Origin of the sequence: Neobacillus dielmonensis (assembly GCF_000612665.1) — a bacterium.
Classification (GTDB): Bacteria; Bacillota; Bacilli; order Bacillales; family Cytobacillaceae; genus Neobacillus; species Neobacillus dielmonensis.
The window spans coordinates 27,406-48,394 of record NZ_HG942053.1 but is presented as its reverse complement, the minus strand read 5'-3'; the positions used below and the strand labels follow the sequence as shown (position 1 = coordinate 48,394).

Genomic DNA, 20,989 nt, shown 5'->3' with positions numbered 1-20,989 from the left:
AAGCACCGTTTGCAGTGTTTTCGATATGAAAAGAGGTGAGGCGGATGATTCGAGACCGTGGAAGAATAAAATGGACGTCGATGATGCTGCCTGAACACGTAAAAATGCTCAGGGATTGGGTAAAGGAAGATCAGTATGAACAGCCGAAAGAAATGGATGAGCAACAGCTTGAACTCATGAACGAAACATTATCAGAGGCAATTGAATTTGATCAAACTGTCACCATTACCTATTTTAGGAATCATCGCTATGAAATCGTCATCGGAAAAATTCATTATTGGGATGAACTAGCCCAGAAACTGCATGTGGTTGACCATTTTGAAGAGGCACATCGGATTCCCATCGAGGTAATCGTCGATATACGGATGACGGATTTATAATGGTAACAGCGGCTGACACGCATCAGGCCGCTGTTTTGAGTTTATTCTTCTTTTGGCACACGGACTTGTGATTGGAAATTGCCTTTGTGGGAGCCATCACAGAAAGGTTTGTTATTGCTTCTTCCACAGCGACATAGGGAAAAGGATGGCTTTGTAGAATAAACATTGCCCTCGCCATCCAATAACTCCACATCACCAGTAATTCGTAAAGACCCATTATCATTTACTTTGATTTGCACCTTTGACATCAATAGCACCCCTTCAAAAAAGTTATGTTATTATGAGAATAAATGGAAAATGAGGAAAGTTCAAGAGTATATAGGCGCAATAACTCTTCTTAGTGAAAAAATTATCGGTACGAAAATGGATTAACCATTGTAACCGGGCTCTGCAGCACATACTTATCTAAAAATTCGTCCACCACGCGTTCATAATCTGCGCGGTTTTCATTAAATGACTGGGCATGGCGGCCGTTTTCGGCGATATAAATCATTTTGGGACCTTGTTTATGCTCATATAAATCATTTGTCATTGATGGCAAAATAAAATCATCATCTTGGCTGTGAATAAACAAAATCGGTTTTTTAATATTTTCAATGACCGAAATTGGAGACACACTTCGGATGGAGTATTTATCCCGCAGGCGCAACAACAAATCTCCGATTGGCAGCAAGAGCCCAGGGCGAATTTTGAAATCCCGTTTAATCACATGTGAAAGCTGTTCTTTAAAATCAGAAAACGGACAGTCCGCCACGTAAAAATCAGCACCATCCTCTAGCAATCCGGCATACAGGAGCATGGTTGCAGCCCCCATGGATTCCCCGTGAATCCCCAAAAGCAAATCATCGCCTTTCTCGTGTTTCAACCAGTCCACAACCGCCTTTAAATCGAATTTTTCAAAGTGGCCGAAGCTGGTTGTTTTACCGCCAGATTCACCATGGCGGCGATGGTCATAAATTAAGGTGTTAAAGCCACGGTCGAGAAAAAGTTTCATATACTTAACGGAATTGATTTTGGTTTCGGTTACCCCATGAGAGACAATCACGTAGCGATTAGTGTGATGGGGTTCGACCAGCCAAGCTTTAATGTTATAACCGAATGGTGAAGGAACGTCCACATCACGGATTGGCAGAGACTTTAATTCCTCAGGATTAAACCTTCCTGCATCTTTCTCCCGCTGCAGGATGAAATCCTCATCCTTTTTCTTTATATACATCAAGCGGTTTGTAAAATATAAACCGATCGCAAGCCAAAAAAATAACATAAAAAACAGAATACGCAATGCCTTTTTCACGTTTGGCACCCCCAGAAGTAGAAGTATAACAACAGTAGATGAGCCTAAATGCAACACGCTGGATATTTTTACAAACTTATTTTAACAAAGAAAAAGCCGCTGATACCAATTAGCGGCTCTGATTATTTAGATGATTTAAATTAAGATTCTGCATTATGTCGTTTTGTCGGGTGAGTGGCCTTTTCTACTTCTTCAGCAGCCATCAGCCGCTTGCCTCCACCAGCTGATTCTGCATAACTTTTCCCTTTTTGACTATACCCTTTATCACGTTTTTGACTCATGAATTAATCTCCCTTCGAGATGTTCTCATTTAATAAGATGCATAGAAGAATAGGTCATTATTCATGAGATTCCGTAGTCTGTTTTTGCAAGGGGTAAAAACCACTATCAATGGATCTGGAAAGATGAGGGCGGACGATGTCAATGGCAGCAGCTAACTTCGTTAGATCAACGCCTGTGCTGATCCCCATCCGTTCGAGCATGTAAACTACATCCTCGGTTGCTGCATTACCGCTGGCCCCGGGGGCAAATGGGCAGCCCCCAAGGCCGCCTGCAGATGTGTCAAATCGAGTAATACCGGCTTGAAGTGAAGCCAAAATATTTGCAAGTGCCATTTTTCTTGTGTCATGGAAATGGGCGGTCAGCAGTACATGGTTAAATTCTCGGTTTAATTGTGAAAACAGGGAGTAGGCTTCGGAGGGTGCTGCCATTCCAATGGTGTCCGCAATACTTAACTCATCAACACCGGCATTAACAAATTCCCGGCATAACCTGAGCGTATCCACTTCGCTGATTTTCCCTTCATATGGGCAATAAAATGCTGTGGAAATGCAGGCGCGTATAAAATAATGTTTTTCTTTTAGCTCTCTAATCATGGGAATCAACTCGTTAAGACTGTCCTTTGTTGCTTTATTGATATTTTTCTGATTAAAGCTATTACTTACTCCAACAAACACGGCAACGGCCCTGCAGCTAGTAGAGTAGACCCGTTCGAGGCCTTTTCGGTTAGGGACAAGGACAATATTTCTTGTTTTCCCGTCCACGCAGTCCGCCACAATATCAGCTGCATCACTCATTTGCGGCACCCACTTTGGCGACACAAAGGAAGTCAGCTCCAACTCCTGTATTCCCGACGTTTTTAAGGCTGATATGAATTGCTTTTTAACATTGGTTGGAATGAAGGCCTTTTCATTTTGCAAGCCATCGCGCGGACCTACTTCAATAATCGTTACTTCTTTCGGTAAAATAACCATTCATTCTGTACCTCCTCCTATGCAACATACTTTTATTGTGGAGGGATACTCAGCTAAAATCAAGAATAAAGGGAATTTTTGGAAAAAAGCAGCGATTTCATAACTCTTTTCAAATGATTTAGCCTTTTAATGGTGCTATAATAATAAAAATAGTAGTTCTTTAAGGAGAGTCATAGGATGAGGAAAAAGCATAATAAACCAACAGCCAAACCGAAAAAGGACGAATCAGCTGTTACATTAAAAGACCGGATTAATCCCAGCTTGCTGAAACAGTTGACGGAGCAAAAAGAGCAGTTGAGAGCGGAAGAAGAAAAACGACTCGAAGCAGAAGAACAGAGGAAGCGGGAAGAAAGAAGGTTAAAAGAAAAAAACAAATCGTTTGAAGAATTGCTGAATGAAAGCGGTATGAATTGGAAGGAATTCAAATGATGAGCGTGCGTCAAGTAGAGGTAGTGCCATATCGGAGAGAATGGGTAGAACTTTTTCAGCAGGAAAGCCAAAGGATTAAAAGTATTTTCGTGACTCATGATGTGAAAATTCACCATATTGGGAGTACTTCGGTGCCGGGGATGATAGCAAAACCAATTATTGATTTACTTGCGGAAGCTGATGATATAACGCTTTTTGACGAGGCTATTCCAATCTTTGAGGCAGAAGGCTATATCGCAAAAGGAGAAAATGGAATACCGGGGAGAAGATTTTTTATTAAAAACAATGCCAGCGGTGAACGCCTCTATCATCTCCACGCCTTTCAATCAGGCAGCCCGGAAATTGACCGCCACCTGATTTTTCGAGACTATTTATGTCAGAATCCGGAAGCTGCGAAGCGTTATGGAGAAGTAAAAATAACCGCTGCCATGCAGTTTCCTGCTGATATTGAATCCTATATAAATTATAAAAACTCAATCGTCAAAGAAATTGAGAGAAAAGCCATAGAGTGGGTAAAAAACAGATAAAAGGAGAACCAAGCGGTTCTCCTTTTATCTATGCTCTTTATACGTATTTGCTTTTGTAAACTTCTTAATAATCGCTAACTCATCCTCAGAGAGCAGCCTACTTCTTACAGCAGCAGCATTTTGTCTGACCTGCTCCGGACTGCTGGCACCTGTGACGACAGAAGCAACGGCAGGGTTGGCCAGATTATATTGCAGTGCCACCTCGGCAAATGGACGGGTTGCTGCCAGTTTTTGTTTTAATAGGGGCAGAATCTCTTGCAATTCTTGCAAACTATAATCCAAATAGCCGCTAGTAGATGCTTTTTCCAATAGCTTATCGCTTAACAGGCCTTTGGCGACAGGCCCGCGAGTAACGACGCTAATACCATGTTCCTTAAGCAGCGGCAAAACCTCTTCCTCTGGTCGGCGGTCTAACATACTGTATTGCATCATTACAGAGACCAGATTCGATTTCTTGACATACTCGCGAATGACATTTGGACGAATAGAGGAAATGCCATAATAACGAATCAGCCCCTCTGCCTGTAATTCCTCAAATGCGGCAATCGTTTCATCAATTGGATCTTGAATCGTGCCGCCATGCAGTTGATAAAGGTCAATGTAATCGGTTCCGAGTCTTTTTAAGCTATCTTTAACGGCTTCCTTTATATATGCCTTGGAAGGGTCCCACGTCCAACCAGTTTTGTCTGGTTTCCAACGATTTCCGACCTTTGTGGCGATAATCACTTGGTCGCGAACTTTCTTCAAAGCTTTACCGACTAATTTTTCATTTTCACCCATATCGTATAAATCAGCGGTATCAAAATAGTTGATGCCTTCTTCTAAAGCTGTTTCAATAATTTGGATGGCAGCCTTCTCATCTATTCCTATTGACATGCAGCCAAGCCCAAGTTCACTTACATATAAATCTGAGTGGCCAAGTTGTCTTTTTTTCAAATAAATTCCCCCTGTTCTTTTCTACAATTTTATATAAAACAGGGCAGACTATCAAACGAGAGCTTACTTTTTAACAGCTTTCATCCATTCTGACACAGTTGCATATTCTTTGTTATATTCTTTTAGCTTTTGAAGAACTTCCCAGCACTTGCCGGCAAGGGTGATTCCTTTGTCATGCACATACACCTTCATCTTTATACCCTCCAGTTAAAGTATGATAAAATGTATGTCGACAGTTGAACGGATTAGAACGGGAGTGACAGAAAATGAACAAATTAGAAGAAAAAACAATCAACAGTGAAGAAATTTTTACAGGAAAAGTCATCAGCCTGCACGTTCAGGAGGTAGAACTTCCAAATGGAAATTATTCGAAACGGGAAATTATTAAACATCCTGGGGCTGTGGCCATACTGGCTGTTACCGATGACAATAAAATTTTGATGGTAGAGCAGTTCCGCAAGGCGCTAGAAAGAACCATTGTGGAAATACCTGCCGGAAAATTAGAGCAAGGGGAAGACCCTGCCGAGTGTGCAAGAAGAGAACTGGAAGAAGAAACAGGCTATGAGTGTAAAAGTCTTGAAAGAATCACATCATTCTATACTTCTCCAGGATTTGCTGATGAAATCGTTCATGTATTTTTGGCTAGAGGCTTATCAAAAAAAGAAAATGCTGCCGGACTTGACGAAGATGAGTTTGTGAATCTGGAAGAAATCTCGCTTGAAGAAGCGTTGCGATATGTGGAACAACAGAAAATCTATGACGCCAAAACCATTTATGCTGTTCAGTACTTACAGTTGCAAAAGGCGTTAGGTTCAAAATGAATCGCTATTACGTAGATTTACATATTCACATTGGACGGACCCGGACAGGAAAACCGGTCAAAATTACTGGTGCCAAAACGCTGACATTTACTAATATCATTGAACATGCTAGGCATGTAAAAGGGCTTCATATGGTCGGCATTATTGACAGCCATTCTCCGGAGGTCATTGAGGAGATGGAAAGTCTGATTGACAGCGGGGAAGTTTATGAGCACCCCGATGGTGGCTTGGTTTTTGGCGAGTTAACGGTTATTCTTGGTTCTGAATTGGAGATCTATGATCAGCAATGCAACGGTCCAATTCATGTCCTGTGCTTTATGCCTCATCTAGAGGCAATGAAAGAGTTTTCCCTATGGCTGTCTGGCCATTTAAAAAATATTCAGCTTAGCTCGCAACGGGTATACATTACCGGACTTGTGTTGCAGAGGAAAGTAAAAGAAATGGGCGGTATTTTTATACCAGCTCATGTTTTTACACCGTTTAAGAGTCTCTATGGAAAAGGTGTCAATCGCTCTTTGACAGAAGTGTTTGACCCAAACTTGATAGATGGAATCGAGCTTGGCTTAAGTTCTAACACCCAAATGGCAGACCAACTGGAGGAACTCCATCACTACACGTTTGTAACGAATTCGGATGCTCATTCACTGGCAAAGATTGCCCGAGAATATCAGATAGTAGCAATGGAAGAGCCTACATTTGCCGAACTGTATAAGGCCCTTAACACTGAAGATGGAAGGGGAATTATGGCAAATTACGGACTTGATCCTTTGCTGGGAAAATATCACAAGACTGTTTGTGCTGAATGTTTAAAACCGCTGGGTAGTGATGACCAAATCTGTGATTTGTGCGGTAGTCATAAGGTGATCAAGGGAGTGGCGGACCGAATTCTAGAATTAAAGACCGCTGATTCTAGTCCTTCCTGGCGCCCCCCTTATGTTCATCAAGTACCGCTTGAATTTATACCAGGATTGGGGCCACGACTCCTAGAAAAATTAGTTGACCATTTTGGCAGTGAAATGGCAGTATTACATGAAGTTCCGATTGATGCACTAAGGCAGGTCGTCCCGGAAAAAATGGCTAACTTGATTATGAAAGCGCGGGAAGGGAATATCATCTTAGCTGCTGGCGGCGGTGGGAAATACGGAAAAATATCAGAATAAACACGAAATCAACCTCGCGGAGGACTCCGCGAGGTTTTCACTATTTAAAAAGCCCTTCCTCAAATCTATTAAAATTTGTCATAGAAATACTAGGGCGGCATAGACTTTACTAACTGAACCAATTTAGGGAGGAAACGCGTATGAAAAAACGTTTGTACCAGTCCAATGCCGCCAGTTATCTTCGTGAGCATTCCTCAATATTTTTGTTTGTTGTCGTCCTATTTTTTATGGGAGTCATATTTGGGGCGATTGTCGTCAACAGTATGAGCTTTACTCAGAAAGAAGACCTTTTCTACTATTTATCCCAGTTCTTTGGACAAGTTTCGGATGGGAAAACGGCAGGGAGTGTTGATTTGTTCCTGCAGAGTTTTTTTCATAATAGTAAATTCATTGGATTAATATGGGTACTTGGAATTTCTATTATTGGACTGCCAATTATTCTAATACTCTTATTTGTCAAAGGAATGGTGGTTGGCTTTACAGTGGGTTTTCTTGTCAGCCAAATGGGGTGGAAAGGGTTTGCCCTTGCATTTGTTTCCATCCTGCCTCAAAATGTGATTATTATTCCTGTTTTTATTATCATGGCAGCCTTTTCAGTCATTTTCTCAATGAGAATGATTAAAAGACAATTTGTTAAGAAATTCTCAGAACCGATCCTGCCATTTTTTAAAGGATATATTTTTGCCCTGTTTGCAGCAGTTATATTTATCTCAGCGGCTTCGGGCCTTGAGGCATACTTATCACCATGGTTGATGAAGACAATCATCGGCAGCATAAATCTTTAAGTGTAATAAGTATATTATAATGATTATTATATAAAAATAATTATAAATTGTTGTTTATAATAATTTTATTTTGAATCTCCAATGTCATCTGTTATAATGAGAACTAACAGTGGCGAGGGAGGGACTTCGGATGGAAACTAGAATTGAAAGAATAAAGAAATTGTTGCATTCAGCAAGCTATAAACTGACACCTCAACGTGAGGCAACAGTTAAAGTTTTGCTGGAAAATGAAGAGGATCATTTAAGTGCAGAAGATGTGTACCTCCTCGTAAAAGAAAAATCGCCAGAAATCGGATTGGCAACTGTTTATCGGACATTAGAATTATTAACCGAATTAAAAATTGTGGATAAAATAAATTTTGGTGACGGAGTATCCCGCTACGACCTGCGGCAGGAAGGAGCCGCTCACTTTCACCACCACCTAGTATGCATCGAATGTGGTGCAGTAGATGAAATTCAGGAAGATTTATTAGAAGACGTGGAAGCGATTGTCGAACGGAGATGGAATTTTAAGATCAAAGACCATCGCCTTACTTTCCATGGTATCTGTCATCGCTGCCAAGATAAACATAAGGAAGAAGAAAAAGCAGAATAATAGAGATTGGTCCTTTTGAGAAAAGGGCTTTTTCTATTTTAAAACATATTTATTCCTTCCAATCTTCAATCATAGGTATAAAACTTGTACAAATAGGCATACCTTTAATTAGTGAATATTGGAAATATGGGGGAATAAGCATGTTCTCTTTTTTTAAAGCAATCCTGCAAACATTAAAAGTATTTATCATTTTCACCGGATGCACAGTGCTATTTTATTATGGTATCATGTGGGTAACGGAAGAATATCAGAACTATCATCGCTACGATGAACCGGAAGGGGCTGCGGTAAAGGTTTCAAACGCCGTTGATCAACAACGTTCTTCCTTATTTGATCGGCTGATATTCTTCTATTTAAATGGGGAGTAATAATAACAATGGAAGAGTACTTACACAATTTTATCTATTATCTAACTGTGGAAAAACAGTTGGCTAAAAATACGATATTATCATATGAGCGGGATTTAAAGAGTTATATACATTTTTTACGTAAGGTTGAATTGCTCCCGGTATTAAATGCAGTGCAGCGTATACATATTGGACACTTTCTAGTCATGTTAAAGGAAGAAGGAAAATCGGCGAAAACAATTGCCAGGCACATTGCTTCCATAAGGGCTTTTCATCAATTTCTATTGCGAAATCATACAGTTGACCATGATCCGTCAGTTGAAATAGAACCGCCAAAAGTTGAGAGAACCATGCCGCAAGTGTTAAGCCATCAAGAAGTAGAACTACTTTTAAATACACCAAAATTAATCGATCACTATGGTAAGCGGGATAAAGCCATGCTGGAGCTTCTTTACGCGACTGGTATCAGGGTGAGTGAGCTTATTGGTTTGGACGTGGAACATGTTAATTTGACTATGGGGTTTGTCCGGTGTGTGGGAAAAGGTGGAAAAGAAAGAATAATCCCTATTGGCCGTGCCGCCTCAGATGCAGTTAAACATTATCTTGAAGAGGGCAGGCCGCATTTTGTTACGGTCAACAACAGCTCAGAAATGGCATTATTCCTAAATCATCATGGAAACAGATTAACAAGGCAGGGATTTTGGAAAATCTTAAAAGGACTAACCCGTGAAGCAGGAATTGACAAGAAGTTGACCCCTCATGTACTGCGGCATTCTTTTGCTGCACATTTAATTGAAAATGGCGCAGATTTAAGAGCGGTCCAAGAAATGCTGGGCCACGCAGATATCTCGACAACACAAATTTATGCCCAAGTGACAAAAATGCGGCTTAAAGATGTTTATAACAAATTTCATCCGCGAGCTTGATAGAGTCATTGTTTTATAGAAAAATTCACATAAGTTTCAAAAAGCTGTCTAAAAAGGGCAGCTTTTTCCTTGTATTTTGAGTAGTGTTTAGTAAAATATAGATGTCAGACTTCTGACCAATATTGTTGATTAATACTACTTTAAAAGGGAAACCTATCCTCATATCGTTTTTTCTACCATTTGAAACCGTTAACAATAACAAGATTAAAGGAGGAGTCAAAAATGGCTGAGAATACATATAAACGGATTTTTATTATTGTCATGGACTCAGTAGGAATTGGAGAAGCACCGGATGCAGAAAGATTTGGTGACAAGGGTGCAGATACATTAGGACATATCTCTGAAAGAATGAATGGGCTCAATATGCCAAATATGGGAAAGCTGGGTTTAAGCAATATTCGTGAATTGAAAGGGATCGAAAAAGCAGATCAGCCGCTTGCCTATTACACGAAAATGCAAGAAGCTTCCAATGGTAAAGATACGATGACTGGGCATTGGGAAATTATGGGTTTGAATATTCAAACTCCTTTTCAAGTATTCCCAAATGGATTTCCGGAGGAACTTATTACCGAGCTTGAAACTAAAACAGGCCGTAAAGTGATTGGAAATAAGCCGGCAAGTGGAACAGCCATCCTGGATGAGCTTGGTGAAGAACATATGAAAACAGGAGCTATCATTGTTTATACATCAGCAGATTCCGTTCTTCAAATTGCTGCACATGAGGAAATTGTTCCGTTAGAAGAGCTTTATAAAATTTGCAAAATTGCCAGGGAATTAACGCTGAATGAAAAATATATGGTTGGAAGGGTTATTGCCCGCCCGTTTGTTGGTGAGCCAGGCAATTTTAAACGAACACCTAACCGCCATGACTATGCATTAAAACCATTTGACCGCACTGTCATGAGTGAACTAAAGGATGCTGGCTTGGATGTCATTGCGATTGGAAAAATATCCGATATCTATGATGGAGAAGGGGTAACCAAGTCATTGCGGACAGTTTCCAACATGGATGGAATGGATAAGCTGGTGGAAACACTTGATATGGATTTTACCGGTATTAGCTTTTTAAATCTTGTTGATTTTGATGCACTTTTTGGACATCGCCGTGATCCGGAAGGGTATGGCAAGGCACTAGAAGAATATGATGCCAGACTTCCTGAAGTGTTTAACAAAATGAACTCGGATGATTTGCTCATCATCACTGCCGACCACGGAAATGACCCGATTGCACCAGGAACCGATCATACCCGTGAATATGTTCCATTACTTATCTATTCCAAAACTATGCAAGGTGGTAAAGAACTTCCTCTTAGAGAGACATTTGCAGATGTTGGTGCTACCGTTGCCGATAACTTCAAAGTGAAGATGCCAAATTACGGAAAAAGTTTCTTAAAAGAATTAAGTTAAAACTGATAAACTATCTAATGATTTTATAAGAAAAGGGGCGGAAGAATGAGTTTTGAAAGCATCCAAAATGCTGTTCAATTTTTAAAGAAAAAGTATGATAAGACTCCAAAAATCGGTCTTATTTTAGGATCAGGTCTAGGGGTATTGGCAGATGAAATTGAACAGGCAGTAAAAATACCATACAAGGAAATTCCAGATTTCCCAGTTTCTACAGTGGAAGGGCATGCCGGTCAGCTTGTATTTGGAAATATAAATGGTGTGGAAGTAGTAGCGATGCAAGGCCGTTTTCATTTTTATGAAGGATATAGTATGGAAAAAGTCACTTTTCCGGTAAGGGTTATGAAACAGATTGGCATTGAAACATTGATTGTAACCAATGCTGCCGGGGGTGTGAATGAGAGCTTCACACCAGGTGACTTAATGATTATTTCTGATCATATAAATAATATGGGAACTAATCCCCTGATAGGTCCAAATGATACGCAGTTTGGCGTACGATTCCCCGATTTAACGGAGGCTTATAACAAGGATTTGCGGAAATTAGCAAAAGAAATTGCCGCCCAATTACAAATAAATGTTAAAGAAGGTGTCTACTTCGGAAACCCTGGCCCAGTTTATGAGACGCCGGCAGAAATTCGAATGATTCGTGTGCTAGGCGGTGACGCTGTTGGAATGTCAACCGTTCCTGAGGTCATTGTTGCCCGCCACAGTGGAATGAAGGTGCTCGGCATATCCTGCATTTCTAATATGGCTGCTGGGATATTAGATCAGCCGCTTACTCATGATGAAGTAATTGAAACAACGGAAAAAGTAAAAGCAAATTTTCTTGCCTATATTAAGGAAATTGTAAAAGCTTTAGCTTAAATAAAATGTGATGGCAAAGTGGTGAGTCGAATGAGAATGGTTGATTTAATTGAAAAAAAACGCGACGGTCATGAACTTACAACCGAAGAAATTAATTTTATTATTAAAGGTTATACAGAGGGCTCCATCCCTGATTATCAAATGAGTGCCTTAACCATGGCAATCGTTTTCCGCGGCATGTCGGAACAAGAGAGGGCCGATTTAACGTTGGCGATGGTGAATTCAGGTGACCAAATTGATTTATCACAAATAAATGGGATTAAGGTAGATAAACATTCTACTGGAGGTGTTGGCGATACGACCACCCTTGTGCTGGGCCCGCTTGTTGCCTCTGTTGGCGTCCCAGTAGCAAAAATGTCTGGACGGGGGTTAGGCCACACTGGAGGAACTATAGACAAATTAGAATCAGTTAATGGCTTTCATGTGGAACTAGACAACGAAGAGTTTATTGAACTAGTCAATAAAAATAAGCTAGCGGTCATTGGTCAAAGTGGAAATTTAACTCCGGCAGATAAAAAGCTATATGCTCTAAGGGATGTAACTGGAACAGTGGAAAGCATTCCGCTGATTGCAAGTTCCATTATGAGTAAAAAAATTGCCGCCGGTGCCGACGCAATTGTCCTGGATGTAAAAACAGGTGCAGGGGCTTTTATGAAAACTCTGGAAGATTCGCGTGAACTTGCTAAAGCAATGGTTCGAATCGGCAATAATGTGGGTCGAAAGACAATGGCGATTATTTCGGATATGAGCCAGCCGCTGGGATATGCAATCGGCAATGCGCTCGAAGTGAATGAGGCAATTGATACTCTTAAAGGCGAGGGTCCTGAAGATTTAACCGAGCTTTGTTTAACGCTTGGAAGTTATATGGTCCTCCTAGCAGAAAAAGCAAAAACCCTTCAAGAGGCAAGGGCCTTGCTTGAGAAAGCCATTGAAAATGGCTCCGCTCTTGAAAAATTCAAGGTTTTCTTAAGTTCTCAAGGAGGAGATGCAACAGTTGTAGATGATCCGTCTAAACTGCCACAAGCCAAGTACACCTACGAATTAGAAGCAAAACAGGACGGTTATGTTTCTGAAATTACTGCCAACGAAGTTGGAACAGCAGCCATGCTGCTTGGGGCAGGTAGAGCAACAAAAGATTCGGATATCGATTTAGCAGTAGGCCTTGTTTTACGAAAGAAAATTGGGGACCAAGTGAAGCAAGGGGAATCTTTAGTGACAATTTATAGTAATTTTGATGACGTCAGTGAAGTAAAACAAAAATTGTATGAAAATATTAAGATTGCTGATTCAAAGGTGGAACCGCTAATCTTAATCCATGAGGCAATAACCAACTAATAATTATGATGTAATGGGTGTCAGATATTCTGTTGAAATTCAACAAGATATCTGCCACCCAATTTTTATGCTTATATCAGGAAATTGCTGTATAAAGTTGTTTTAATTGGAAAAACTGGTATCCATAAAGAATGGAGGGTTATGCGAATGAAACGATTGGTCTTTTTAATGGTAAGTCTAACCATGTTTGCCAGTTTAGCGGTTCCTTCTGCATTAGCAGCGGAAGAAAAGAAAAGTTCAGATATTGTTACAGATGTTAGAGCAGCCATTTTAATTGAAAGAGATACAGGAAAAGTATTGTTTGAACAAAATGCCAATGAAGAACTGCCTCCAGCTAGTATGACCAAAATAATGACCATGTTACTGATCATGGAAGCCATTGACAAGGGAAAGCTCAGTTGGAATGAAAAAGTCCGCACAAGTGAGCATGCAGCTTCAATGGGGGGGTCGCAGATTTTCCTTGAACCCGGTGAAGAAATGACCACCAAAGAAATGATGCGAGGTATTGCAATCGGCTCCGGTAATGATGCTTCTGTTGCCATGGCAGAAAGAATTGCTGGGTCGGAGGAAGCCTTCGTTGACATGATGAATGCAAAGGCGAAAGAACTTGGGCTAAAGCACACATTTTTTAAAAACCCAACAGGCCTGCCAGAGACTGGACATTACAGCACAGCGAACGACATGGCCATTATGGCAAAAGAACTATTAAAGTATGAAGATATTACGAAGTTTACGGGCATGTATGAATCTTACCTTCGCGAAAATACGGATAAGAAGTTTTGGCTGGTCAATACTAACAAACTTGTTCGCTTTTACCCAGGGGTTGATGGATTAAAAACTGGATTCACAGCAGAAGCCAAATATTGTTTAACAGCTACAGCCGAAAAAGATGGGATGCGGGTTATCGCCGTTGTGTTCGGAGCACCCACTTCGAAAGAAAGAAATGCGCAAGTGACTAAGTTGCTTGATTATGCCTTTAATCATTATCAAACCCATCCTGTTTATAAACGGAACCAACCAATAGGTCAGGTTAAGGTTAGCAAGGGGCAAGAAAAAATTGTACAAGCTGTAACAAGTGAATCTTTGTCCATGCTTACTAAAAAAGGCGAAAAAACGGAAAATGTGAAACAAAAGGTTGTTTTCCACAAGAATCTAAAGGCTCCAATCAAAAAAGGAGATCAAGTAGGAACGATTCAGTTAATTAAAGAAGGCAAGGTGGTACTTGAAAGTCCCCTTGTAGCTAATAAGAACGTAAAAGAAGCCAGCTGGTGGACACTTTATAAACGTTCATTCGGAATGTTTACCAAAGCAGGTAAATAAACATGATGTCGGGATTCCTCTTGTTTTAGCGAAAAACAACTAGTTTTGTATACCAAGAAGGAAATGTTCATGCTTGAAGCGAATTGACTCACTATACCAGATTAAGGAGGACTAAAGATAGTGAGTCTAACCATTGATTTTGAAACTAGACATGATGTCTTATGCATTCGTCTTGGCGGTGAATTAGATCATCATACTGCAGATGAACTACGTGAGAAGGCGTCAGATTTAATTGAAAGAAATGAAATTCGCCATATTGTCTTGAATCTGGAACAGCTAACCTTCATGGATAGCTCTGGTTTAGGCGTGATTCTTGGAAGATATAAACAAATTAAACAAGTGCACGGTGAAATGGTCGTTTGTGCCATATCCCCAAGTTTGCAAAGATTATTTGACATGTCAGGTTTATTTAAAATAATTAAAATGGAACCGACAGAGGAATTTGCTTTGCAAAGATTGGGGGTGGCCTAAATGAAGAATGAAATGAATCTTCAATTCAGCGCATTGAGCCAAAATGAATCGTTTGCCCGTGTCACTGTCGCAGCATTTATTGCACAGCTTGACCCAACGATGGATGAGTTAACAGAGATTAAAACAGTGGTATCAGAAGCTGTTACCAATGCGATTATACATGGATATGAAAATGACCCATCAGGAATTGTTTATATTTCTGTCACCATTGAAGAAAATGTTATTGATTTAACGATAAGGGACAATGGATTAGGAATTGTAAATGTGGAGGAAGCTCGTCAGCCATTATTTACGACAAAACCGGAGTTAGAAAGGTCCGGAATGGGATTTACCATCATGGAAAATTTTATGGATGAGATCGAGATTCATTCGCAGCCAGGCAGCGGAACAGAAGTGAAACTACGCAAATCTTTAAAATCCCGCAAAATGCTTTGCAATTAAGGAGACTTGCCAATGGATGTGGAAGTCAAAAACGATAAAAATCAAACATATTTAAAAGATCATGAAGTCAAAGAACTCATCCAAAGAAGCCAAGAAGGAGACCAAGAAGCAAGAGATACCATTGTGGAGAAAAATATGCGTCTTGTCTGGTCTGTTGTTCAGCGGTTTCTTAATCGAGGCTATGACCCGGATGACCTCTTTCAAATAGGCTGTATCGGGTTATTAAAATCAGTTGATAAGTTTGATTTATCATATGATGTTAAATTTTCCACATACGCTGTCCCAATGATCATTGGTGAAATCCAGCGATTTATTAGAGACGATGGAACGGTAAAGGTAAGCAGATCTCTTAAGGAAATGGGGAATAGAATTCGTAAAGCCAAAGACGAATTATCAAAGACACTTGGGCGAATTCCTACTGTCAATGAGATTTCAGAGTATCTTGAACTTCCTGTAGAGGATGTAATCTTAGCTCAGGAAGCAAGTCGCACACCTTCATCCATCCATGAAACGGTGTATGAAAATGATGGGGACCCGATTACATTATTAGATCAGATTGATGATGGTAATGAGGGGAAATGGTTTGATAAGATTGCCTTGAAGGAAGCAATAAGCGAATTGGATGAGCGTGAAAGACTAATTGTGTATTTAAGGTATTACAAAGATCAAACCCAGTCAGAGGTTGCCTTGAGACTTGGAATTTCTCAAGTTCAAGTATCAAGGCTGGAAAAAAAGATTCTTCAACAAATGAAAGACCGAATGGATTTATAGTCCATTGGTCTTTTTTTGTGTCAACAAAGCCGGATCGGTTGACTCTAATTTATTCCTATACATGTTTTTTGCTCAATAAAGCATACTAGAAGATATTAAGAAGAAAACAAATGTGGGAAGTGAGTGTTTTGGAAAAAACAATCTACATCCGCATGCGGCACCGTTTACATATTTCTCCAAATGAAAATGTTATATTAAAGGATGCGGCCCAAATTATCGCTCCCGAACCCGTTCTTAAGAAGATTGAAAATCTTATTATCCATCAATTAACAGCGGCGGATGGGAATATTGTGATAATTGATGTAATGAAGGTGATACAAAGAATTACAGAAGTATTGGGAGAATTTGAGGTTCAAACCATTGGACCGGCGCAAACGATAATTGAAGTGGTTACGAAGAAAAAAGGAGCCTCTATTCCTTTTTTTCTTTTAATATGGTTTCTCTTGTTTTTTGGTTCAGCCATGACGCTGATGAATTTCCATGATGATGTCAGTATGGGCAGTGTTCAAGAAAAAATCTATACCATTATTACCGGAAAGAAAGATACAAGGCCTTTGTTGTTTCAAATACCTTATTCGGTTGGACTAGGTCTTGGGATGATTTTATTTTTTAACCATGTATTTAAGAAAAGAATTAACGACGAGCCCAGTCCGCTCGAGGTAGAAATGTTCAATTATCAGATGGATTTGGATAATTACGTCATCCTTCATGAAAATAAAGAAAGTATGAAACATGTTCATGACGATTAAAATCCTGATGATTTTATTTTTAGGGTTTGCAAGTGGGCTGTCAGTGGGAGCAGGCTATGTGGCATTTCTCACTGTACTTGGGATTATCCCAAGACTGATGCAATTATCCAAAACCATGAAAATGATTCACCATTATGAGTGGGCTGTAGTCATTGGAGCACTCGCTGGTGTCATAGCGGATTTAAGGGACCCAACATTAGGATTGCCCGGGTTTTTATTGATTTTTCTCGGACTAACTGGTGGAGTCTTTGTGGGAATGCTGGCTGCCGGCTTGACAGAGGCTGTAAATGTATTCCCGATTCTAGCCAAACGAATTCATCTTGATGGGAAAATTGTGATTTTAATTATGGCAATCGTTTTAGGGAAAATTTTTGGTTCTATCTTTCAATGGGTTTACTTTGGACATCAGTAAAGGATTCCTTTAGGAAAGGATTAAGATATGACTTCCAAAAGACGTGTCATTCTAGTAACAGATGGCGATGAACATACGAAAAGGACACTTGAAGGTGTGGCCGTAAAAATGGGCGGCAGATGTATTTCTGCATCGCAAGGCAATCCCTCTTTAAAGACAGGTCCAGAACTGGTGGAGTTAATTAAAGAGGCAGACCATGATCCTGTCTTGGTCATGTTCGATGACAGTGGTATCGTTGGAGAAGGCCAGGGGGAGTCAGCATTAAAGTACGTTGCCAGCCATAAAGATATTGAGGTGTTAGGGGTCCTAGCTGTTGCAGCAAAGTCGAGGCATGAAGAATGGTCAAGAGTGGATGTCAGTATTGACAGGGACGGGAATCTAACCCCATATGGAGTCGATAAATTTGGTGTCCCAGATATAGAAATGGGGAGGATCTATGGCGATACGGTTTATTGTCTTGATGAGCTGGACGTACCGATTAAAGTCGGGATAGGGGATATCGGGAAGATGGCAAGGCACGATTCCTATAAAATTGGCTCGCCAATTACGGAAAAGGCTGTACAGCTCATCCTGGAAAGGAGTGGTTTTTATGACAGAAACGACGAAATGGCCGATCCCGGAATCGGTGAATGAAATCGAAAACTACATGAAACAAAGGGTTGGACTGGGAATCAGTTTTGATTTTGGAGTCAGGAAGTTAAAGGTTCTCAAAAAAGATGTACATATCTATTTTGTTAATGGATTGTGTGATACTCGTTTTGTCATTGAATTGATTGAGGAACTAGTTCAAATCAATGATCATGAAAAGCTATCAACGAATCTATTTGGAATCATCGAAAATCGTTTAGTTAATCAATCTGTAGAAAGAGTAAAGGAATTAGACCAGGTCGTCGATAAAGTGCTTTCCGGGTTGATAGCTGTAGTCATGGAAGGTGGAGGTTATGCCCTTGTTGTAGATGTAAGAAGCTATCCGGGGCGCTCACCTCAAGAGCCGGACACGGAAAAAGTGGTCAGGGGAGCTCGAGATGGATTTGTTGAAAACATCATTTTGAATACAGCACTCACAAGGAGACGAATTCGCGATGAGCGGCTCCGCTTTGAAATGCTCAAGGTAGGAAAAAGATCAAAAACAGATGTAGCACTAGGCTACCTGGAGGATGTAGCGGATCCCAACTTACTTAACATTTTAAGAAAAGAAATATTGGCCATTCAAACAGATGGTATCCCAATGGCGGATAAGACGATAGAAGAGTTTATTGTAAAGCAGGGATGGAATCCGTTTCCCATTGTCCGATATACGGAAAGGGCAGATGTGGCGGCGGCCCACATTTTAGAGGGTCACGTAGTCATTTATTGTGATACATCGCCAAGCGTTATTATTACTCCTACTACTTATTTTCACCATGTTCAGCATGCGGAGGAATTCAGGGAATCACCTGCAATGGGGACATTCGTCCGTTGGGCGCGCTTTTTGGGGGTCTTGACCTCGATATTCCTCCTGCCATTCTGGCTGTTGGTGGTATTAGAGCCATCACTATTGCCCGATAGACTATCGTTTATTGGACCAAATGACAAAACACATATTCCGATTATTGTCCAATTGTTTTTAGCTGATTTCGGGATAGAGTTTTTGCGTATTGCTGCGATTCACACTCCAACTCCTTTATCGACAGCCATGGGTTTAATTGCAGCGGTGTTAATCGGACAAATCGCCATTGATGTTGGTTTGTTCGTGCCGGAAGTCATTTTATACGTAGCGGTTGCAGGGATAGGGACGTTTACAACACCAAGTTATGAGTTAAGTGTTGCCAATAAAATTGCCAGAATGCTATTGATGATCGTCACGGCCATTTTTCATGCCCCTGGATTCGTTATTGGCACAACGCTTTTGTTTATTTACTTGGTCCATATGCGGGCATTGAATACACCGTATCTATGGCCATTCCTTCCTTTTGAACCTAAAGGGTTTATGCAGATTATAGTTCGACGGGCAATCCCAGGGGCTTATCTAAGGCCGAGCATTGTCCATCCGAGAAATTTATACCGCCAGCCTCCTAAAGGAAACCAGAAATAATTGCGTATTGCCATTAATTATGCTAAAGTAAATTTTAATTGAATAAAGGATGAGAGAATAATTAAAATAGGCAGTCTCTTTTGCGGATTCTGTCTATTTGTTTATATCTTTTACGATTGTTTACATAAACTGTATTGAGTCGTTACGGAGAGAGGGAAGGACATGTATTTTTACGGAACAACCGGAGTCAATAAAAAAGGCCATCTAGAAATCGGCGGAGTAGATGCGGTAGAGTTGGCTGAATCGTTTGGAACGCCCTTGTATGTTTATGATGTGGCACTAATTAGAGAGAGAGCCCGAGGATTTAAACTGACATTTGAAGAACAAAACGTAAAGGCTCAGGTGGCATACGCCAGTAAGGCATTTTCAACTGTTGCCATGGTTCAGCTGGCTGAGGAAGAAGGATTATCATTAGATGTCGTTTCTGGGGGAGAATTATTCACAGCTTTAAAGGCCGGTTTCCCGGCAGAGAAAATTCATTTTCATGGTAATAATAAAAGTCGCCAAGAATTAGAAATGGCGATTGATAATGGAATTGGCTGCATTGTGATTGATAATTTTTATGAAATTGAACTGTTAAAATCCATTTGTACCGAAAAGCAGCCCAAGGAAATTAATGTACTGCTAAGAGTAACACCTGGAATTGAAGCACATACCCATGATTATATATTAACTGGGCAAGAAGATTCTAAATTTGGTTTTGATCTCCAAAACGGACAAGCAGAACAGGCATTGACTGAAGCTTTGGAATATCCCTATTTTCATGTACTTGGGCTGCATTGCCATATAGGGTCACAGATATTTGAAACTACTGGCTTTTTGTTGGCAGCTCAAAAGATTGTTGAAAAGCTGGCAGAATGGAAAAACAAATATGCATTTCAAACTCAGGTATTAAATTTAGGTGGTGGCTTTGGCATTCGCTACACAAAGGAGGATGAGCCAATCGCCCCCTCTCAGTATGTAAGTGAGATCATTAAAGAGGTAAAATCTTTGAATGAACAATACGACTTGACCATGCCGGAAATTTGGATTGAACCGGGCCGTTCCCTTGTAGGGGATGCGGGTGTTACATTGTACAAGACAGGGTCCTCAAAGGATGTACCAGGTGTCAGAAGATATTTAGCGGTAGACGGAGGTATGAGCGATAATATCCGCCCAGCACTTTACCAAGCAAAATATGAAGCCGTTCTTGCTAATAAACCATTAGCGCAGGCAAAAGAAACGGTTTCAATAGCTGGAAAATGCTGTGAATCGGGGGACATGCTGATTTGGGACCTTCCCCTGCCTGAGTCAGAAGATGAGGATATTCTCGCGGTATTTTGTACAGGAGCTTATGGTTATTCGATGGCGAATAATTATAACCGCATACCAAGACCACCTGTCGTTTTTGTTGAAAATGGAAAAGCTAGCTTGGTTGTTAAGCGGGAATCATATGAGGATTTGTTAAGACTAGACTTGCCTTTAAAATAGACAACTAGAAAAGGGGCTGTCCAAAAAGTCAGGTAACTGACTTTGGATAGTCCCCTTTTATATATTTTTTGGCTAGTTCAATTGGGCCTGTTGATTTGCGCTTCAGGCGCTTCGCTTTCCGCGGGGAGGTTTCGGGAGCCTCCTCGGGCTTGCGCCTGTTGTGTCTCCCGAGACCTATACATCCCGCAGGAGTCTTCGCGCCTTCCGCTCAATCAACAGGAT

The 20,989-nt window shown here is 40.5% G+C and carries 27 protein-coding genes; 21 read left to right on the top strand and 6 right to left on the bottom strand.

Features of this window, described 5'->3' with window-relative positions; translation table 11 throughout:
• Window positions 1-44: 44 nt before the first annotated feature.
• A complete protein-coding gene (locus BN2425_RS09320) occupies window positions 45-380 on the top strand; it encodes a YolD-like family protein (RefSeq protein WP_042458092.1) in 336 nt (111 codons plus the stop codon).
• Between the two features lie 41 nt (window positions 381-421).
• Here the strand turns inward: BN2425_RS09320 and BN2425_RS09315 are convergent, their stop codons facing one another.
• The 4 genes from BN2425_RS09315 to BN2425_RS09305 form a co-directional block, all read right to left on the bottom strand.
• Window positions 422-628 carry a CDGSH iron-sulfur domain-containing protein gene (locus BN2425_RS09315; RefSeq protein WP_042458089.1) on the bottom strand — a complete coding sequence of 69 codons (207 nt, stop codon included), beginning with the start codon at window positions 626-628 and terminating at the stop codon, window positions 422-424.
• A gap of 101 nt (window positions 629-729) precedes the next feature.
• Window positions 730-1,674, bottom strand: a complete 945-nt coding sequence (locus BN2425_RS09310) for an alpha/beta hydrolase (protein ID WP_042458087.1) — start codon at window positions 1,672-1,674, stop codon at window positions 730-732.
• A gap of 140 nt (window positions 1,675-1,814) precedes the next feature.
• Window positions 1,815-1,955: a hypothetical protein gene (locus BN2425_RS22730; RefSeq protein WP_195891919.1), complete on the bottom strand. Its 141-nt coding sequence runs from the start codon at window positions 1,953-1,955 to the stop codon at window positions 1,815-1,817.
• A 57-nt stretch (window positions 1,956-2,012) separates the two neighbouring features.
• The gene (locus BN2425_RS09305; RefSeq protein ID WP_042458084.1) at window positions 2,013-2,927 is read right to left on the bottom strand and encodes a hydroxymethylglutaryl-CoA lyase; all 915 of its coding nucleotides are present in this window, start codon (window positions 2,925-2,927) and stop codon (window positions 2,013-2,015) included.
• Window positions 2,928-3,104: 177 nt separating this feature from the next.
• On the opposite strand from BN2425_RS09305, the gene BN2425_RS09300 reads away from it, so the two are divergent.
• Together BN2425_RS09300 and BN2425_RS09295 are read left to right on the top strand one after the other, a co-directional pair.
• A complete protein-coding gene (locus tag BN2425_RS09300; protein ID WP_042458081.1) occupies window positions 3,105-3,356 on the top strand; it encodes a YqkE family protein in 252 nt (83 codons plus the stop codon).
• Entirely contained in the window at window positions 3,353-3,883 is a 531-nt protein-coding gene (locus BN2425_RS09295; protein ID WP_235714595.1) for a GrpB family protein, read from the top strand. The genes BN2425_RS09300 and BN2425_RS09295 overlap by 4 nt, the downstream gene beginning before the upstream one ends.
• A 24-nt stretch (window positions 3,884-3,907) precedes the next feature.
• On the opposite strand, the gene BN2425_RS09290 is transcribed toward BN2425_RS09295, so the two are convergent.
• Together BN2425_RS09290 and mciZ are read right to left on the bottom strand one after the other, a co-directional pair.
• Window positions 3,908-4,819, bottom strand: coding sequence for an aldo/keto reductase (locus tag BN2425_RS09290; RefSeq protein WP_042458079.1), 912 nt, complete (start codon window positions 4,817-4,819; stop codon window positions 3,908-3,910).
• Window positions 4,820-4,882: 63 nt separating this feature from the next.
• Window positions 4,883-5,011, bottom strand: a complete 129-nt coding sequence (mciZ, locus tag BN2425_RS09285) for a Z-ring formation inhibitor MciZ (protein WP_074433034.1) — start codon at window positions 5,009-5,011, stop codon at window positions 4,883-4,885.
• 74 nt (window positions 5,012-5,085) lie between these two features.
• On the opposite strand from mciZ, the gene BN2425_RS09280 reads away from it, so the two are divergent.
• The 18 genes from BN2425_RS09280 to lysA all read left to right on the top strand — a co-directional run bounded on the left by BN2425_RS09280 (window position 5,086) and on the right by lysA (window position 20,767).
• A complete protein-coding gene (locus tag BN2425_RS09280; RefSeq protein ID WP_042458076.1) occupies window positions 5,086-5,640 on the top strand; it encodes an NUDIX hydrolase in 555 nt (184 codons plus the stop codon).
• On the top strand, window positions 5,637-6,800 hold the full coding sequence (locus BN2425_RS09275; protein WP_042458073.1) for an endonuclease Q family protein: 1,164 nt from the start codon (window positions 5,637-5,639) through the stop codon (window positions 6,798-6,800). Before BN2425_RS09280 ends, BN2425_RS09275 begins: the two co-directional genes overlap by 4 nt.
• Before the next feature lie 140 nt (window positions 6,801-6,940).
• Entirely contained in the window at window positions 6,941-7,585 is a 645-nt protein-coding gene (gene spoIIM / locus BN2425_RS09270) for a stage II sporulation protein M (protein WP_042458070.1), read from the top strand.
• Between the two features lie 130 nt (window positions 7,586-7,715).
• On the top strand, window positions 7,716-8,180 hold the full coding sequence (gene fur, locus BN2425_RS09265; RefSeq protein WP_042458067.1) for a ferric iron uptake transcriptional regulator: 465 nt from the start codon (window positions 7,716-7,718) through the stop codon (window positions 8,178-8,180).
• Window positions 8,181-8,320: 140 nt separating this feature from the next.
• Entirely contained in the window at window positions 8,321-8,548 is a 228-nt protein-coding gene (locus tag BN2425_RS09260; RefSeq protein ID WP_042458065.1) for a YqzK family protein, read from the top strand.
• 8 nt (window positions 8,549-8,556) lie between these two features.
• Window positions 8,557-9,453: a site-specific tyrosine recombinase XerD gene (xerD, locus tag BN2425_RS09255; protein WP_042458063.1), complete on the top strand. Its 897-nt coding sequence runs from the start codon at window positions 8,557-8,559 to the stop codon at window positions 9,451-9,453.
• A 222-nt stretch (window positions 9,454-9,675) separates the two neighbouring features.
• Window positions 9,676-10,860: a phosphopentomutase gene (gene deoB, locus BN2425_RS09250; protein ID WP_042458060.1), complete on the top strand. Its 1,185-nt coding sequence runs from the start codon at window positions 9,676-9,678 to the stop codon at window positions 10,858-10,860.
• A 45-nt stretch (window positions 10,861-10,905) separates the two neighbouring features.
• A complete protein-coding gene (locus BN2425_RS09245) occupies window positions 10,906-11,724 on the top strand; it encodes a purine-nucleoside phosphorylase (protein ID WP_042458059.1) in 819 nt (272 codons plus the stop codon).
• Between the two features lie 30 nt (window positions 11,725-11,754).
• Window positions 11,755-13,059: a pyrimidine-nucleoside phosphorylase gene (locus BN2425_RS09240; RefSeq protein ID WP_042458056.1), complete on the top strand. Its 1,305-nt coding sequence runs from the start codon at window positions 11,755-11,757 to the stop codon at window positions 13,057-13,059.
• 147 nt (window positions 13,060-13,206) lie between these two features.
• Window positions 13,207-14,379, top strand: coding sequence for a D-alanyl-D-alanine carboxypeptidase family protein (locus BN2425_RS09235; protein WP_042458052.1), 1,173 nt, complete (start codon window positions 13,207-13,209; stop codon window positions 14,377-14,379).
• Between the two features lie 120 nt (window positions 14,380-14,499).
• Window positions 14,500-14,850, top strand: coding sequence for an anti-sigma F factor antagonist (gene spoIIAA / locus BN2425_RS09230; RefSeq protein WP_042458049.1), 351 nt, complete (start codon window positions 14,500-14,502; stop codon window positions 14,848-14,850).
• Window positions 14,851-15,291, top strand: a complete 441-nt coding sequence (gene spoIIAB / locus BN2425_RS09225) for an anti-sigma F factor (RefSeq protein ID WP_042458046.1) — start codon at window positions 14,851-14,853, stop codon at window positions 15,289-15,291.
• A gap of 12 nt (window positions 15,292-15,303) precedes the next feature.
• On the top strand, window positions 15,304-16,062 hold the full coding sequence (sigF, locus tag BN2425_RS09220; RefSeq protein ID WP_042458043.1) for an RNA polymerase sporulation sigma factor SigF: 759 nt from the start codon (window positions 15,304-15,306) through the stop codon (window positions 16,060-16,062).
• Window positions 16,063-16,190: 128 nt separating this feature from the next.
• Window positions 16,191-16,811 carry a stage V sporulation protein AA gene (locus BN2425_RS09215; RefSeq protein WP_042458121.1) on the top strand — a complete coding sequence of 207 codons (621 nt, stop codon included), beginning with the start codon at window positions 16,191-16,193 and terminating at the stop codon, window positions 16,809-16,811.
• Complete coding sequence (locus BN2425_RS09210) at window positions 16,801-17,223, top strand: stage V sporulation protein AB (RefSeq protein ID WP_042458118.1); 423 nt, start codon at window positions 16,801-16,803, stop codon at window positions 17,221-17,223. Before BN2425_RS09215 ends, BN2425_RS09210 begins: the two co-directional genes overlap by 11 nt.
• 27 nt (window positions 17,224-17,250) lie before the next feature.
• Window positions 17,251-17,856 carry a stage V sporulation protein AE gene (locus tag BN2425_RS09205; RefSeq protein WP_042458040.1) on the top strand — a complete coding sequence of 202 codons (606 nt, stop codon included), beginning with the start codon at window positions 17,251-17,253 and terminating at the stop codon, window positions 17,854-17,856.
• On the top strand, window positions 17,813-19,297 hold the full coding sequence (locus BN2425_RS09200) for a spore germination protein (RefSeq protein ID WP_042458037.1): 1,485 nt from the start codon (window positions 17,813-17,815) through the stop codon (window positions 19,295-19,297). The genes BN2425_RS09205 and BN2425_RS09200 overlap by 44 nt, the downstream gene beginning before the upstream one ends.
• Window positions 19,298-19,459: 162 nt before the next feature.
• Window positions 19,460-20,767, top strand: a complete 1,308-nt coding sequence (gene lysA / locus BN2425_RS09195; RefSeq protein WP_042458034.1) for a diaminopimelate decarboxylase — start codon at window positions 19,460-19,462, stop codon at window positions 20,765-20,767.
• The last annotated feature ends 222 nt before the right edge of the window (window positions 20,768-20,989 follow it).

What these genes read in the sequence shown, in the direction of transcription:
- lysA (WP_042458034.1), top strand. Translation starts at nt 19,460, where the DNA reads ATGTATTTTTACGGAACAACCGGAGTCAATAAAAAAGGCCATCTAGAA.
- fur (WP_042458067.1), top strand. Translation starts at nt 7,716, where the DNA reads ATGGAAACTAGAATTGAAAGAATAAAGAAATTGTTGCATTCAGCAAGC.
- BN2425_RS09275 (WP_042458073.1), top strand. Translation starts at nt 5,637, where the DNA reads ATGAATCGCTATTACGTAGATTTACATATTCACATTGGACGGACCCGG.
- deoB (WP_042458060.1), top strand. Translation starts at nt 9,676, where the DNA reads ATGGCTGAGAATACATATAAACGGATTTTTATTATTGTCATGGACTCA.
- BN2425_RS09205 (WP_042458040.1), top strand. Translation starts at nt 17,251, where the DNA reads ATGACTTCCAAAAGACGTGTCATTCTAGTAACAGATGGCGATGAACAT.
- BN2425_RS09210 (WP_042458118.1), top strand. Translation starts at nt 16,801, where the DNA reads ATGACGATTAAAATCCTGATGATTTTATTTTTAGGGTTTGCAAGTGGG.
- BN2425_RS09240 (WP_042458056.1), top strand. Translation starts at nt 11,755, where the DNA reads ATGAGAATGGTTGATTTAATTGAAAAAAAACGCGACGGTCATGAACTT.
- spoIIM (WP_042458070.1), top strand. Translation starts at nt 6,941, where the DNA reads ATGAAAAAACGTTTGTACCAGTCCAATGCCGCCAGTTATCTTCGTGAG.
- spoIIAB (WP_042458046.1), top strand. Translation starts at nt 14,851, where the DNA reads ATGAAGAATGAAATGAATCTTCAATTCAGCGCATTGAGCCAAAATGAA.
- BN2425_RS09315 (WP_042458089.1), bottom strand. Translation starts at nt 628, where the DNA reads ATGTCAAAGGTGCAAATCAAAGTAAATGATAATGGGTCTTTACGAATT.
- BN2425_RS09200 (WP_042458037.1), top strand. Translation starts at nt 17,813, where the DNA reads ATGACAGAAACGACGAAATGGCCGATCCCGGAATCGGTGAATGAAATC.
- BN2425_RS09245 (WP_042458059.1), top strand. Translation starts at nt 10,906, where the DNA reads ATGAGTTTTGAAAGCATCCAAAATGCTGTTCAATTTTTAAAGAAAAAG.
- xerD (WP_042458063.1), top strand. Translation starts at nt 8,557, where the DNA reads ATGGAAGAGTACTTACACAATTTTATCTATTATCTAACTGTGGAAAAA.
- BN2425_RS09305 (WP_042458084.1), bottom strand. Translation starts at nt 2,927, where the DNA reads ATGGTTATTTTACCGAAAGAAGTAACGATTATTGAAGTAGGTCCGCGC.
- mciZ (WP_074433034.1), bottom strand. Translation starts at nt 5,011, where the DNA reads ATGAAGGTGTATGTGCATGACAAAGGAATCACCCTTGCCGGCAAGTGC.
- BN2425_RS09295 (WP_235714595.1), top strand. Translation starts at nt 3,353, where the DNA reads ATGATGAGCGTGCGTCAAGTAGAGGTAGTGCCATATCGGAGAGAATGG.
- BN2425_RS09300 (WP_042458081.1), top strand. Translation starts at nt 3,105, where the DNA reads ATGAGGAAAAAGCATAATAAACCAACAGCCAAACCGAAAAAGGACGAA.
- sigF (WP_042458043.1), top strand. Translation starts at nt 15,304, where the DNA reads ATGGATGTGGAAGTCAAAAACGATAAAAATCAAACATATTTAAAAGAT.
- BN2425_RS22730 (WP_195891919.1), bottom strand. Translation starts at nt 1,955, where the DNA reads ATGAGTCAAAAACGTGATAAAGGGTATAGTCAAAAAGGGAAAAGTTAT.
- BN2425_RS09320 (WP_042458092.1), top strand. Translation starts at nt 45, where the DNA reads ATGATTCGAGACCGTGGAAGAATAAAATGGACGTCGATGATGCTGCCT.
- BN2425_RS09260 (WP_042458065.1), top strand. Translation starts at nt 8,321, where the DNA reads ATGTTCTCTTTTTTTAAAGCAATCCTGCAAACATTAAAAGTATTTATC.
- BN2425_RS09280 (WP_042458076.1), top strand. Translation starts at nt 5,086, where the DNA reads ATGAACAAATTAGAAGAAAAAACAATCAACAGTGAAGAAATTTTTACA.
- BN2425_RS09235 (WP_042458052.1), top strand. Translation starts at nt 13,207, where the DNA reads ATGAAACGATTGGTCTTTTTAATGGTAAGTCTAACCATGTTTGCCAGT.